This window comes from Streptomyces sp. NPDC086023 (assembly GCF_044540325.1).
Taxonomy (GTDB): Bacteria; Actinomycetota; Actinomycetes; order Streptomycetales; family Streptomycetaceae; genus Streptomyces.
Genome location: NZ_JBITRX010000009.1, coordinates 271,684 through 285,131 on the forward strand (window position 1 = coordinate 271,684; position 13,448 = coordinate 285,131).

Below are 13,448 nucleotides of genomic sequence, written 5' to 3' on the forward strand. Positions count from 1 at the left end.
GCGGCCCTCCGACTACGCCGTGAACCGGCCGGTCAGCCGGATCTCGGGGAAGTCGGTCACCGCGCCGTCGAGTTCGAGGGCGCGCACCAGCCGCAGCTGCTCCTGCGTGTTCACGGTCCAGCCGACCACCCGCAGGCCCGCCGCGTGCGCCGACTCCACGGTCTCCAGCGTCAGCCGGCGGATGTTCAGGGCGACGGTCTCGGCGCCGGCCGCCAGGGCCCGGTCCACGATGTCCTCGCCGTACCGGCTCGCGGTGAGGGTGAGGCGTACGCCCGGCACCAGCCGGGCCATCTCGCCGAGGGCCGCGTCGTGGAACGAGGAGACCTCCACCCGCGAGGTCAGGTCGCGCCGCAGCATGACCTCGGCCAGCGCCTCGGCCACGGGAACGTCCCCGATCTCGGCCTGGAGCGGGGCGCGGACCGCGTCCAGCACCTCCTCGAAGACCGGGACGCGTTCGCCCTGCCCGGCGTCGAGCTCCCGCAGCTCGGCGAGGGTCAGGTCGACGACGGCGCCCGAGCCGTCCGTGGTGCGGTCCACCTCGGCGTCGTGCATGACGACGAGGGCACCGTCCTTGCTCAGCTGCAGATCCAGTTGGACGAGGTCCATGCCCGAGCGTTCGGCGCGGACGAACGACCGGAGGGTGTTCTCGGGTTCGGCGCCCATGACCCCGCGGTGACCGATGGTGAGGAAAGTCAAGGTTCTCTCGCTTCCGTCGACGGCGGCTCCCGCGCGGCGGCCCTGACCGCCCGCGCGGTAAGGAGGCAGCGTAATGGGCCGTGCGCGGGTTGAGACCGTCCGTGCACGCACCGTCCTCATGCCCTTTGGCCAGTACCCGCCTGCCCCCTTCCGTCCGCCGGACCCCACCGGCCCCCCGCCGCGTCACCCGGGCGTGGGCGCGTCCCCGCCGCCTTGACGCGGGAGGGCCCCCGGATGCGTACGCCCCACCGCCCCGAGGCCGTCGAGGTCGGCCAGCAGGGCCTCGGCCAGCTCCAGTTCGGCCAGATGCTGACGCTCGCTCCAGCGCAGTGCCAGCTCCGGAAAGGCCCATTCGGACGTGCCGGCCGCCTGCGCGCGGGCCTCGCGCACCTCCGTGAGCCCCTCCCGGGTCCGTCCGACGTGTTCCTCGACCATCGCCCGCAGCCGTGCCGGATCGGCCAGATGGCCCAGCCACACCCGCAGCAGCACCCCGTGCTTGAGCACCGGGGGGCCGGCCTCGGCGGTGTCCGCGGCCCAGTCCGCGAGGGCCTCGCGGCCCTCGGGGGTGATGGCGTACCGGCGTTTGGTCCGCGGCTCCTCGGGCCCCGACCGCTCGGAGGCCGCGTAGCCGAGTCCCTCCAGGCGGCGCAGCTCGGCGTAGATCTGGCTGATCGCCGGGGACCAGTAGAAGAAGCGCAGCGAGGAGTCCGCCCACTTCTTCAGCTCGTAGCCGGTCCGCTCGCCCGGGAAGGACAGCAGGCCGAGCACGGCCCAGGCGGTCGGCGGCAGTTCGGGGCGCCGTGCGTCTTGCTTCCTTCGCATCTGACTACTAGTCATATGACGAATTGAAGTAAGGCCGGGCACGGGACGCAACCCCCTGGAGGACGCCGTGAAATTCTCCGTCATCTTCGAAGCGCAGCTGGCCGATCCGACGGTCGAGCGCGAGCACCAGGTCATCCGCGACTGCGTGGAACAGGCCGTGCTCGCCGAGCGGATGGGATTCGACCGGATCTGGGCCGTCGAGCACCACTCCCTCAAGTGGTACGCCCACATGTCGGCGCCCGAGGTGTTCCTCACCTGGGTGGCGGCGAAGACCAGCACCATCCGCATCGGCCACGGCGTGGTCTGCATGCCCTTCAACTTCAACCACCCCGTCCGGGTCGCCGAACGGGCCGCGATGCTCGACCTGCTCTCCGGCGGGCGGCTCGACCTGGGCGCGGGCCGCGGCGGCACGGACCAGGAGACCTCGCTGTGCGGCGTCGACCGGGACCGCACCGTCCAGGAGGTCGAGGAGGCCCTGAGGATCATCGGCCGGGCCTGGCAGGAGGAGGAGCTGGAGTACCACGGCGAGCTGATCGACATCGACCCGCACCCGATACTCCCGCGGCCCCGCCAGTCCCCCCACCCGCCGCTCTTCCTCGCGTGCAGCCGCGACGACACCCTGGTCCAGGCCGCCGAACTGGGTGTCGGGGCGCTCGTGATGGGCTTCGCGGGACCCGAGTCCATCGCCGCCATGCGGGCGGTCTACGACGGCGCCCTCGCCGCCCGGGACGGCTCGCGCGCGGTCTCCACCGTCGTCAACGACCACTTCTCCGTGCTCTGCCCGACCATCGTGCTGGACGACCCGGCCGAGGCCCGCCGGATCGGCATCCGCGGGCAGCGCTTCTTCGCTCAGGCCATCGGCCACTGGTACGGCGGGGCGGGCGTCCCCGACGAGGCGGTGGTCGAGGGGAGCGACGAGGCGGCCGAGATGCGCAGGGCGGCCGAGCAGGTGGTGGCCCGGCTGCACGAGCTGGAGATCCCGGTGCGCCCGACCTCCACCGCCACCTTCAACGCCGACCACGCGTACGGCAGTGCCGACGACGCCATCGCGTACGTGGAGCGGCTCAGGGACGCGGGCGCCGACGAGATCATGTGCCTGGTCCAGATGGGCACCGTGCCGCAGGAAGCGTGCCTGGAGACGCTCCGGCAGTGGGGCGAGAAGGTCATCCCGCACTTCCGGGGCGCGTGAGCGCGTGCGGGACGCCGAGAAGAGCTCCGTGGCCCCGGCCGAGGACCGCCTGTCCCCGCTCGCCCGGGCCTGTGCCGACGCCCTCACCGCCGCCTTCCCCGACCTCGGCGGCACCGTCACCGACGCCGCCGAGGCCCGCCGGATCCTGGCCGCCGCGCCCCGGCCGGCCGCCGCGCCGCCGGAGGTCGGCTCCGTCCGGGACACCCTGATACCGGGCCCCGGCCCCGACGGGCCGCCCCTGCCGGTACGGATCTACCGCCCCGACCCCCTGCGCTGGCCCGGCCCCCGGCCGACCGTGGTGTTCTGCCACGGCGGCGGCTGGGTGCTGTGCGACCTGGATACCCACGACGCCACCGTCCGCGGGCTGTGCCGGGCCTCCGGGGCGGTGGTCGTCTCCGTGGGCTACCGCCGCGCGCCCGAGCACCGCTTCCCGGCCGCCGTCCACGACGCGTACGCCGCCCTGTGCTGGGCGGGCCGCCGGCTCGGCTCGCTGGGCGGTCACCCGGACGCCCTGGTCGTCGCCGGGGACAGCGCCGGGGGCAACCTGGCCGCGGCCTCCCTGCTGCTCGCGCGGGAGCGCGGCTGGCCCCGGGTGGCGTTGCAGGTGCTGGTCTACCCGGTGCTGGACGCCGCCGGTCGCGGGGGCTCGTACGTGCGGAACGCGACGGGCTACTTCCTCACCGCCGCCCACGTGCGCTGGTTCTGGGAGCAGTACCTGGGCCCCGGCGGGGACGGCGGGCACCCCCTGGCCTCCCCGCTCGTGGCCGGAACCGAGCGGTTGCCGCCCGCCCTCGTGGTCACCGCCGGCTGTGATCCGCTGCGGGACGACGGGGCCGCGTACGTACGGGCGCTGCGCGCGGCCGGGACCCCGGCCCGGGAGGACGCGTACCCCGGCATGTTCCACGGGTTCCTCGCCCTGGCCGGGGTGCTTCCCGAGGCCGGGGCGGCCCTCGACGGCATCGGCGAAGCCATCGCCGGGACGGTGGCCGACGGGAAGAATTTCACCGGAGCGGGGGGTGGCGCAGGATAATTTATTGATCCTCCTCTTGAGCGGGAGAGCCTCATACGCATACGCTGCCCATACGTGAGGTTCTCCTGTGGAGGAAGTGACATGACGGAAACTCTTGTGCAGGGTGCGGGCGGTGGCGTGATAACCGCCGGTATGCGGGTGGTGGACCACCCCGCATGGCCCGTGCTCAAGGCCGCCGTGGAAGAGATCCGCCCTTGGCAGTCCAAGGACGGCTCGATCGACTTCGAGGCGGACGGCGCCCCCAGCCGCGCCACCGCCGAGGCCACGGTGGACCGTGTGATCGGCGCCGTCGAGGAGATCTCGCCGCTGCTGCCGCACACCGCCGCCTACCACCAGGCGCTCGTCTCCGACCTGCGCAAGTGGGTCGCGGGCGGCTTCCAGGTGCCGGACTTCCTCGACTCCCTGCTGGCCTTCCAGCCGGCCGCCGAGCGCGCCGACGGCCTGCAGCACCTCGTGGTCTTCCCGATGTACACGCAGAACGGCAACCCGGACCGCAACCTGGAGGCCGTCGCCCTCACCATGGTGTGGCCCGAGTGGCTGGCCGAGCTGGAGCGCACGCGCTACGACAACCCGCTCTTCCTCGGCATCACCTTCCAGGACTTCACCGCGGGCTACGACACGAACTCCGCGGTGCTCTTCCCCGAGACCATCGCCGTGCGCGAGGCCCCCGAGCGCTTCAGCTGGGGCGGCATCTTCTGCGACCGCGAAGCCGCCCGCTTCCGCCGCGTCACCGAGGCGGCCGTCGACACCCTCGGCCTGGAGCTGCCGGCCGACATCGCGACGATGCTGGGCGACCAGGACCGCTGCGAGAAGGCCTTCGTCCTGTGGGACATGGTCCACGACCGCACCCACAGCCACGGCGACCTGCCGTTCGACCCCTTCATGATCAAGCAGCGCCAGCCGTTCTGGATGTACGGCCTGGAGGAGCTGCGCTGCGACCTCACCGCCTTCAAGGAGGCCGTGAAGCTGGAGGCCGAGGGCAACGCGCACGGCCGGGACGTCCAGTACGCCGTCCTGTTCGACCGGATGTTCCGCTTCCCGCTCTCCGGCGACCGCAACCGCAACTACGACGGCCTCGGCGGCCAGCTGCTCTTCGCGTACCTGCACAAGCACGACGTGATCCGCTGGACCGACAACAAGCTGAAGATCGACTGGCAGCGCGCCCCGCAGATCACCAACCAGCTCTGCGCCGAGATCGAGAAGCTCTACCGCGACGGCATCGACCGCCCGAAGCTGGTCCACTGGTTCAAGGCGTACGAGCTGGTCTCCACCTACCTCGCCCCGCACCCGGGCTCCAAGTGGGCCAAGGGCCCCGACGCGCTCGACCTGACGCAGCCGCCGCGCAAGCTCGTGGACGACGTGCTTCCGGACGAGTTTCCGCTCAGCATGTTCTTTGAGGCGCTCTCGAAGAAGCTCAAGGACGTGATCGCCTCGACCAAGGGCATCACGGCGCAGAGCGCCGAGCGGGCCGCCGCATGAGCGCTCGCGCGGAGGAGGCTGGGATGGACGGCAACGGCAACAACGGCTCCCTTGCCGGAGCGGTGATCGCGGTGGCCGGTGCCGCCGGACCCGCCGGCCGGGCGGCGCTGCTCAGGCTCGCCGAGGCGGGCGCCACCGTGGTGGCGTCGGACGCCGACCCGGCCCGCCTGGCGGAGGCCGTCGACGCGGCGCGCTACGCGCACGGCGGCGCCACCGTCATCGGCGACACCGTGGACCTGCTGGACCTGGAGGCCACCCGCGAGTGGGCCGCCCGCACCGAGAAGGAGTTCGGGCGGATCGACGGCCTCATCCACCTCGTCGGCGGCTGGCGCGGCGCCAACTCGTTCACCGAGTCGGACCCCGAGGACTGGAACTTCCTGGAGAAGCTCCTGATCCGCACCGTCCAGCACACCTCCATGGCCTTCCACGACGGCCTGCTGCGCAGCGACAAGGGCCGCTACGTCCTGGTCAGCCAGGTCGGCGCGCACAAGCCGTTGGCCAACAACGCCGCGTACAACGCCGGCAAGGCCGCAGCCGAGGCGTGGACCCTGGCGATGGCCGACTCCTTCCGCAAGGCGGGGGGCGAGGACGGTCCGGGCGCCGCTGCTGCGATCATGGTCATCAAGGCACTGGTGCACGACGCCATGCGCGCCGAGCGCCCCAATGCGAAGTTCGCGGGCTTCACGGACGTCAAGGAACTGGCTGAGGCCATCGTCGGCGTCTGGGACCGGCCCGCCTCGGAAGTGAACGGACAGCGTCTGTGGCTCACCCCGCAACCCTGAGGACCGACGCCCGCCGGCACCATGATCCGGCGGTGCGAGGTTTCGCCAGCGACAACTACGCGGGAGCACACCCGGAGGTCCTCGAGGCGATAGCCCTCGCCAACGGGGGCCACCAGGTCTCCTACGGCGAGGACGAGTACACCGAGCACCTGCAGAAGGTCATCCGCAGCCACTTCGGCCCCTACGCCGAGGCCTTCCCGGTCTTCAACGGCACCGGCGCCAACGTCGTCGCCCTCCAGGCGATGACCGACCGCTGGGGTGCGGTGATCTGCGCCAAGACCGCCCACATCAACGTGGACGAGGGCGGCGCTCCGGAGCGGATGGCCGGCATCAAGCTGCTGGCCGTCCCCACCCCGGACGGCAAGCTCACCCCCGAGCTGATCGACCAGGAGGCCTGGGGCTTCGAGGACGAGCACCGGGCGATGCCGCAGGTCGTGTCGATCACCCAGAACACCGAGCTGGGCACGGTCTACACGCCGGACGAGATCAAGGCCATCTGCGACCACGCCCACTCCCTCGGGATGAAGGTCCACCTGGACGGGGCGCGGATAGCCAACGCCGCGGCCTCGCTCGACGTGCCGATGCGCACCTTCACCAACACGGTGGGCGTCGACGTGCTGTCGTACGGCGGCACGAAGAACGGCATGCTCTTCGGCGAGGCGGTGGTCGTGCTCAACCCGGACTCCGTCCGGCAGATGAAGCACATCCGCAAGATGTCGATGCAGCTGGCGTCCAAGATGCGCTTCGTCTCGGTCCAGCTGGAGGCGCTGCTCGCCAAGGACCTGTGGCTGCGCAACGCCCGCCACGGCAACGAGATGGCCCAGCGGCTGGCCGCCGGCGTCCGCCAGGTCGACGGGGTGGAGATCCTCTACCCGGTGCAGGCCAACGCGGTCTTCGCCAAGCTGCCGCACGAGGTCACCCGGCGCCTGCAGAAGCGTTACCGCTTCTACTTCTGGGACGAGGCCGCCGGCCACGTCCGCTGGATGTGCGGCTTCGACACCACGGAGGAGGACGTCGACGGCTTCCTCCAGGCGCTCAAGGAGGAGATGGCCCGCTGACGCGAGCCGTCGCCCCGACAGCTGAACGGATGTGCCCCGCACCGGACATGCCTTGACGTCCGGTGCGGGGCACACCCGTGCTCGCGGCCCCAGGGCCTCCGGGCCACCGGTGTGCCCCCGACGTCACGTCGCCGACGGCCGCGGCTGCTCCGGCGGGACCGAGCTCTCGGCGACCGCCATCCACTGGTCCAGATCGGCCTGGGTGAACTCCGTCCACGGCGGGACCCCGGGGAGCCGGCGGAGCAGCTCGTAGGCCTCGGGGATCCGGTCCCCGCGGATGACCGGGCAGTGGCAGCCGGCGATGACCTCGGCGTCCAGGCGCTGGAAGTCGCCGACGACCGCCCCGAACTTCTGCGCGTCCAGCAGGGCGACCCAGGGGGAGACCAGGGTCCCGCCGAAGAACTGGCCGTCGCGGAACTCGTCGGAAGAGAGCTCGGCCGTCTCGGCCATGGGGGTCGGCACGTTCGTGGCGAAGGTGTCCACGGCCCACAGCACGCGGGACTTCGCGTCGAAGAGGGCGCGGGTCGTGGGGTTGTCGTACAGGGGCGGCCGCTTGGCGACCAGGGTGCGGTCGCCCGCGTCGATCGTGTCGCCGTCGGTCATGAAGCGGCACCTGTTGATCGGGGTCTCCCACTCCTCGGCCATCCGGCCGATGGAGAACCACGTGGTCAGCAGGGTCGCGTTCGGGCATTCGGCGAGGACCGCCAGGAGGTTGCCCGCGTGGTCGCGGTCGTCGTGGGTGAGGAAGATCCACCGGACGTCCAGGGGATCCACGACGGACCAGGCCGCCTCCAGCCACTGGGACCGCACCGCGGGCGCCCCGGTGTCCACGAGGACCGGTTCGCTGCCCCGGATCACCATCGAGTTCATCGGGAAGTGACCGACCGGCGGGGCCTCCAGGGCCCACGGGATGACGAACGTCTCCTCGGCGATCTTGTAAGGCTGCAGAAGGTCGAAACTCTCCAGGGTCGTCATGGCCGCCCTCCCTGGACCGGACTCGCGGCAACTCCCATGAATCCAGTCCAGCCCCGTCCCGGCCCGCCGTCAAACGCGGCGGTCGTGCCGGGGCGGGGTCCACGGGGCGGGGGGTCGGTGGACGAAGCCGGTCAGGGGGGCCAGGGTCTTCCAGCCGAGGGTCTCGTAGAGCGCGCGGCCCTGGACGGTTGCGCCCAGGGTGGCGGTGGTTGCGCCGTGTTCGACCGCGGCGTTGGTGAGGGCGTTCATCACCAGCGTTCCCAGGCCGCGGCGCTGGTGCGCCTCCTCCGTGATGATCTGGTCGAAGACGCAGGCGCCGGCCGTGAGGCCGATCCGGCCGCGCGCGGCGAGCGTCCCGCCGGCGGCCAGGACGCGGACGCTCGTGACGCCGTCTGCGGTCTCGGTGGCGGCCGTGTAGCCGTCAGGGGCCCGGACGGTGGCCGGGCGGAGGTCGACGGCCATCAGGAAGCCGGGGTCCGTCGGCTCCCAGACGGGCGGGAACCACGGCTGCATGACGTCCGGTGCCAGGAAGGCCTTGATCCAGGTGGCCGGTTCGGTGACCGAGCCGACGAGATCCCGCGCGGTCTCGGCGTCGGTGTCCAGCAGGACGTGGCGGACCGGCTGGGCCGGCAGCCCGACCCGGATGCTCAGCCCCCACGGCATGTCCACCGGCTTCGGCGTCCGCCGCGAGACGGTCCACCCCTCGACCCACGAACGCGCTGCGTCCCACATTCGGACACCCCTCCGGGTAATGACCACGACTGGAATCCGGATATTACATAGGAGGGCCGGCGGCTGTCCGTGGCTCCGACGCAGTGCCCCGCTCCGCCGGCGGCGCCGAGGCGTTCGTGGGCGTCGGCGTGGTCCGCTTGACCCGCCGGAGGGCCGGCCGCAGAGTCGGGATGCGTGCCGAACCGGCGCCGGCACCCCTCTCCGGGCGGGCAGGCCCGCCTCGGGTGCCGTGCCGGCCTTGATCCCAGGGAGCTGCTGTGCCGATGCTCGTCGATCTGATCGTGATCGGCACGGCCATCACGTTCGGACCGCTGCACAACAGCGCCTGCATGCTGCTCCTCACCTCGCACCGGGGCGTCCGCAAGGGTCTCGTCTACCTGCTGTCCTGGCTGGCCAACCTGGTCGTCGTGATCGCCTGTGTGCTGCTGCTGACCGGCGGGACGCCGCCCCAGCGCCACAGCACCCCGTCCACCGCCGCGGTCGCCGCCAAGCTGGCGATCGGCGTGGGCCTGGTGCTGTTCGGCGGCTACCGGCTCCGGAGGCCGCCCCGTCCGCGCAGAGCACCGCGCTGGACCGCCCGCATCGACCAGGCCTCGCTGGGCACGGCCGCAGCACTCGCCTGGCTGCTCCAGCCGTGGGGCCTGGTCGCCGCCGGAGCCGCCACGGTGGTCAGCGCCGATCTCTCCTCCCTTTCCAGCTGGCTCGTCCTGACCGGCTACTGCCTGCTGGCCACCCTCAGCCTCCTGGCCATGGAGCTGTACGCCGTATGGGCACCGACCGCCGCGCGCACCCGGCTCGACGCGTTGCGGACCTGGCTCGAAGAGCACCAGGAACAGCTGATCGTCACCCTCTCCCTCCTGGCGGGCCTGTGGCTGACCGCCGGCAGCATCTACGCGCTCGTCACCTGACGCGGGACAGGGCTCAGGGCCGGTCCCGCGGCCCGGGTACGGCCCGTGGTGCCGCGGGATCCGCGGCCGCGGACCGCAGGGCGGGGGCCGCCTCGGCCGACGGGGCCGGGGTACGGGCGAGAGCCCGGTGGAGGGCGGCCGCCGCCAGCTGCACCGCGCCGATCGCCGCCAGCAGCCAGGCCGGGGGCAGCGCGGCGCCGAAGCCCGCGGCGGCGGCGCCCGCCGAAGCCGCGGTCATCTTCAGGCCGGCGCCGAGCGTGAACACCTGCTCCCGGGCACCGTCCGGCGCGTGGTCGGCCCGGATCCGCAGGGTCGCGGCCAACAGCGGCCCGTCGCACACTCCGGCCACCGCGAACAGGGCGGCCGCCACCGGAAGCGACGGCGCCCAGGACGCGGCCACCAGCGCCAGACCGGTGCCGGTCATCGCGTACTCCGCCAGCCGCCCGGCGGGCAGCGACAGGCGGGTCAGCCCCAGGGCACCCGTCAGGGCCCCCACCGCGAACGCGGTCATCAGCACGCTCCCGGAGCCGCTGCCGCCGCCCAGCCGGTCGGCGAGCAGCACCGCGGTGGTGGTCAACGCCCCCAGCCCGAGGAACGCCAGCGACGTGGCGGACGTGATCGCCCGCAGCTCCCGCACCCTCCACAGCGCGACCAGCCCGGCGGCCACGACCCCGCCCTGACCGTTCGCCCGGCCCGGCCCGCCCGCCGACCTGTCCGGACTCTCCGACTCGTCCGCGCCGCCCGGCCCGACGGGGCTTCCGGGTCCGTGTGGCCCGCCCGGTCCGGCGGTGGTGGCCGGGTCCGTGGCCCCGTCTGCTGCCAGGGATGCGGAGCCCCCGTTCCCCGCACCCTGCGCTGTCGCCGGGCCCGCTCCGCCACGCCGCCCGTACGGGAGCAGGGCCGCCAGTACGGCGCCCAGTGCGGCGGCGGACGCCAGGGCCGCCATCGACCAGGCGCCCGAGCGGGCGGCGGCGATCGTGCCGACGACGGCCGGGGCGGTGACGGAGGCCGCGTTGTACGTCGCCGCGTCCCACGCGTACGCCCGGTCCCGGACCGGGCCCGCCGGGATCAGCCGCGCCACCAGACTCGACAGCGCCCCGGTCACGACGGGCCCGCACGCGCCGCCCGCCACCGCAACCGCGGCCACCACCGCGGCGGGAGCCCGACCGACCAGCAGCGCCAGCCCCGCGAGCGCCGTGCCGAAGCCCACCAGGGCCCCGGTGTAGAACAGCCGGGGCCGCCGGGCCCGGGCCGCCACCGCCCCGGCCAGCGGGGCGGCCAGTGCGTGCGGCGCGGTCCACGCGGTGAGCACGAACGCACCGTGCGCCGCCCCGCCCGTACGCTCCACCGCCAGCAGCACCAGCGCGAGCCCGACCCCCTCGCCGGCGAACCGGGCGGCCAGTGCCGTCGCCAGATACCCCCTGAGCACCACAGGACCGCGCATCCGCATCCCCTCCCCGCGCGGGCGGCCACCCCCGGCCGGCACCGCGTAACGGCTTGATGCAACAAGACATTACACTCGGCGGTGTGAAGGGATTCGACCCCGCCCAACGCCTCGTCGACCTCGCCAACGAGGTCCGCGTCAGGCCCGAAGCCTCCCGCGAGGCACTCGCCGCCCTCCTGGCCCGGCACGGCGAGCACGCCGACGACCTGACGCCCGAGGCCTTCTCGGCGGCGGACGCGGCCGAACTGCGCGCCGCCGCCCGCAGGATGGGCGAGGTCCTGGCCGAGACCGACGCCGACCGCGCCGCGGCGGCCCTCAACGCGCTCTTCGAGGCGTGCGGGGCCCGCCCCCGCCTCACCCGTCACGACGGCCACGCCTGGCACCTCCACGCGGACCGCGAGGAGGCGGGGTGGGGCGACTGGTTCCTCGCCGCCGGCGCACTCGCGCTCGCCTCGGTCCTCACCGAGTACGGCCGCGTCACCTGGGGCGCCTGCGCCGCCGCCCGGTGCGGCGCGTACTTCCTCGGCACCGGCCCGGGCAGCGCCCGCCGCTACTGCTCCGCCGCCTGCGCGTCCCGGGAACGCGTCGCGGCCCACCGCCGGCGCCAACGCGCCGGACAGTGAGCCGCGTACGTACGTTCTGCCGGGGAACCCCCGGTCTCGACCGGGAGGTCGGCCCGGCGGGACCGTCAGCCCGCCTCGCGCACCTCCGCCGCCGTGGGCGCGGAGCCGCCCAGGTGGGCCGGGAGCCACCAGGCGCCCTGCGCGTCCGCCGGGCGCACCGGGTACGCCCGCTGCGCGGCGTCCAGCAGCTCCTGCACGCGCTCGCGCAGACGGCGGGTCAGCGCGCCCGCGAACTGGTCCGTGGGCGCCTCCATCGGCTCGCCCACCCGCATCGTCACGGGGATGTGACTGCGCTTCAGGTCCTTCGGGCGGCCCTTGGTCCACAGCCGCTGCGTGCCCCACAGCGCCACCGGGATCACCGGAACGCCGGCCTCCTGCGCCATGCGCACGGCACCGGACTTGAAGCTCTTCAGCGTGAACGACTGCGAGATCGTGGCCTCGGGGAAGACCCCGATGATCTCGCCGGACCGCAGCGCCGCGAGGGCCTGCTGGTACGCCTCCTCGCCCTGCTTGCGGTCCACCGGGATGTGCTTCATCGCGCGCATCAGCGGTCCGGACACCTTGTGCCGGAACACCGACTCCTTCGCCATGAAGCGCACCAGCCGCTTCGACGGACGCGCGGTCAGCCCGGTGAAGATGAAGTCCAGATAACCGATGTGGTTCGAGACCAGCACCGCACCGCCCTTGCGCGGGATGTTCTCGGTGCCCTTCATGTCGATCCGGATGTCCAGCGCACGGAACAGGGTGTGCGCCGCACCGATCACCGGGGGGTAGACCAGCTCTGCCATCGTGGGGAGACCCCTCTTTCTGCCTGGGGCGGTGCTCCCGGCGGGAAGTTACGCCAGCGTAGGTACCGGCAAGGGGATCGTGCCCCATGGGAGCGCCGCTGACCAGTCCAGACGCCCCTGGCCGGCGAGATTCTCGTCACGCTGCGAAACCTGCCGGGAATCACGCGGTCACCGGGCGCGCTGAAGCCACCGTACGGAACGGGGGACAATCGTCCCTGCGGAAGGCCATGGGGGCCCCTGAACGAGCGAAGGAGCACGGTGCGCGTGGACGCGACGACCGCGGGCGGTGCGCGACGGCTGGGAGCGGCCGAACTCGGCGCGGAGCCGGGCCGGCGCGCCACCCTCGTGCAGTTCTCCAGCGCTTTCTGCCAGCCGTGCCGGGCCACCCGCCGGATCCTCGCCGAGGTCGCCGGGCTGGTCCCGGGCGTCGCCCACGTCGAGATCGACGCCGAGGCGCGCCTCTCGCTGGTCCGCGAACTGGGGATAGCGAAGACGCCGACCGTCCTGGTCCTCGACGCGTCGGGCACGGAGGTGCGGCGGGCCGCCGGGATGCCGCGCAAGGCCGACGTCATCGCCGCGCTGGGCGCCGCCATCTGACCGGGCGTACGACCGGCAGCCCGGCCACGCGCAGGACCACGGCCCCGACCGCATGCGCGACCAGGCGCCGACCGCGCGCGACCAGGCGCGTCACCCGGTGAAGGCTCGTACGTTCGTACGGGTAACCGGTGCTCACTCCTGGACGCTCCGTGACGCCGCTCGCATCTCGCCGAAGCGGCTTGACTGCACCTGCCAACGATCGACAGGCTGACCGCATGCGGTCAGAACTCCTTTTCCACCGACGGGTCCACATCGACCTGCTCCGGTACGCGAGCGCCTCCTGTCCGGGCTGCTGAACGCCCCCGGACCCGCTCGCAGCCACCAG

The 13,448-nt window shown here is 73.1% G+C and carries 15 protein-coding genes; 9 read left to right on the forward strand and 6 right to left on the reverse strand.

The window, feature by feature from the left end:
- Nucleotides 1–12: 12 nt before the first annotated feature.
- On the reverse strand, nt 13–696 hold the full coding sequence (locus ACIF6F_RS19955) for a glycerophosphodiester phosphodiesterase (protein ID WP_399948231.1): 684 nt from the start codon (nt 694–696) through the stop codon (nt 13–15).
- A gap of 183 nt (nt 697–879) precedes the next feature.
- Nucleotides 880–1,518 (reverse strand): PadR family transcriptional regulator, encoded by a 639-nt coding sequence (locus ACIF6F_RS19960; RefSeq protein WP_399948233.1) that lies wholly within the window; start codon nt 1,516–1,518, stop codon nt 880–882.
- A gap of 67 nt (nt 1,519–1,585) precedes the next feature.
- Here ACIF6F_RS19960 and ACIF6F_RS19965 point away from each other — a divergent pair, with 67 nt between their 5' ends.
- The 5 genes from ACIF6F_RS19965 to ACIF6F_RS19985 all read left to right on the forward strand — a co-directional run bounded on the left by ACIF6F_RS19965 (nt 1,586) and on the right by ACIF6F_RS19985 (nt 7,056).
- Complete coding sequence (locus ACIF6F_RS19965; RefSeq protein ID WP_399948235.1) at nt 1,586–2,707, forward strand: LLM class flavin-dependent oxidoreductase; 1,122 nt, start codon at nt 1,586–1,588, stop codon at nt 2,705–2,707.
- 28 nt (nt 2,708–2,735) lie between these two features.
- Nucleotides 2,736–3,737 carry an alpha/beta hydrolase gene (locus ACIF6F_RS19970; RefSeq protein WP_399948237.1) on the forward strand — a complete coding sequence of 334 codons (1,002 nt, stop codon included), beginning with the start codon at nt 2,736–2,738 and terminating at the stop codon, nt 3,735–3,737.
- 81 nt (nt 3,738–3,818) lie between these two features.
- Entirely contained in the window at nt 3,819–5,216 is a 1,398-nt protein-coding gene (locus ACIF6F_RS19975; RefSeq protein WP_399948239.1) for a DUF6421 family protein, read from the forward strand.
- A 23-nt stretch (nt 5,217–5,239) separates the two neighbouring features.
- Nucleotides 5,240–5,998 (forward strand): SDR family NAD(P)-dependent oxidoreductase, encoded by a 759-nt coding sequence (locus ACIF6F_RS19980; RefSeq protein ID WP_399948241.1) that lies wholly within the window; start codon nt 5,240–5,242, stop codon nt 5,996–5,998.
- On the forward strand, nt 5,995–7,056 hold the full coding sequence (locus ACIF6F_RS19985; protein ID WP_399948371.1) for a threonine aldolase family protein: 1,062 nt from the start codon (nt 5,995–5,997) through the stop codon (nt 7,054–7,056). The genes ACIF6F_RS19980 and ACIF6F_RS19985 overlap by 4 nt, the downstream gene beginning before the upstream one ends.
- A 123-nt stretch (nt 7,057–7,179) precedes the next feature.
- On the opposite strand, the gene ACIF6F_RS19990 is transcribed toward ACIF6F_RS19985, so the two are convergent.
- On the reverse strand, nt 7,180–8,031 hold the full coding sequence (locus ACIF6F_RS19990; protein WP_399948244.1) for an MBL fold metallo-hydrolase: 852 nt from the start codon (nt 8,029–8,031) through the stop codon (nt 7,180–7,182).
- A gap of 69 nt (nt 8,032–8,100) precedes the next feature.
- Nucleotides 8,101–8,763, reverse strand: a complete 663-nt coding sequence (locus ACIF6F_RS19995; RefSeq protein ID WP_399948246.1) for a GNAT family N-acetyltransferase — start codon at nt 8,761–8,763, stop codon at nt 8,101–8,103.
- Nucleotides 8,764–9,026: 263 nt separating this feature from the next.
- On the opposite strand from ACIF6F_RS19995, the gene ACIF6F_RS20000 reads away from it, so the two are divergent.
- The gene (locus ACIF6F_RS20000; protein ID WP_399948247.1) at nt 9,027–9,671 is read left to right on the forward strand and encodes a GAP family protein; all 645 of its coding nucleotides are present in this window, start codon (nt 9,027–9,029) and stop codon (nt 9,669–9,671) included.
- Nucleotides 9,672–9,684: 13 nt separating this feature from the next.
- Here the strand turns inward: ACIF6F_RS20000 and ACIF6F_RS20005 are convergent, their stop codons facing one another.
- The gene (locus tag ACIF6F_RS20005; protein WP_399948249.1) at nt 9,685–11,115 is read right to left on the reverse strand and encodes an MFS transporter; all 1,431 of its coding nucleotides are present in this window, start codon (nt 11,113–11,115) and stop codon (nt 9,685–9,687) included.
- 83 nt (nt 11,116–11,198) lie between these two features.
- On the opposite strand from ACIF6F_RS20005, the gene ACIF6F_RS20010 reads away from it, so the two are divergent.
- Complete coding sequence (locus tag ACIF6F_RS20010) at nt 11,199–11,738, forward strand: CGNR zinc finger domain-containing protein (RefSeq protein ID WP_399948251.1); 540 nt, start codon at nt 11,199–11,201, stop codon at nt 11,736–11,738.
- Between the two features lie 65 nt (nt 11,739–11,803).
- Here ACIF6F_RS20010 and ACIF6F_RS20015 read toward each other — a convergent pair whose 3' ends face one another.
- A complete protein-coding gene (locus ACIF6F_RS20015) occupies nt 11,804–12,526 on the reverse strand; it encodes a lysophospholipid acyltransferase family protein (protein ID WP_399948255.1) in 723 nt (240 codons plus the stop codon).
- A 264-nt stretch (nt 12,527–12,790) separates the two neighbouring features.
- Between ACIF6F_RS20015 and ACIF6F_RS20020 the strand changes: the two genes are divergently transcribed.
- Nucleotides 12,791–13,123: a thioredoxin family protein gene (locus ACIF6F_RS20020; RefSeq protein ID WP_399948256.1), complete on the forward strand. Its 333-nt coding sequence runs from the start codon at nt 12,791–12,793 to the stop codon at nt 13,121–13,123.
- Nucleotides 13,124–13,338: 215 nt separating this feature from the next.
- Nucleotides 13,339–13,419: a putative leader peptide gene (locus ACIF6F_RS20025; RefSeq protein ID WP_399948373.1), complete on the forward strand. Its 81-nt coding sequence runs from the start codon at nt 13,339–13,341 to the stop codon at nt 13,417–13,419.
- Nucleotides 13,420–13,448 lie beyond the last annotated feature (29 nt).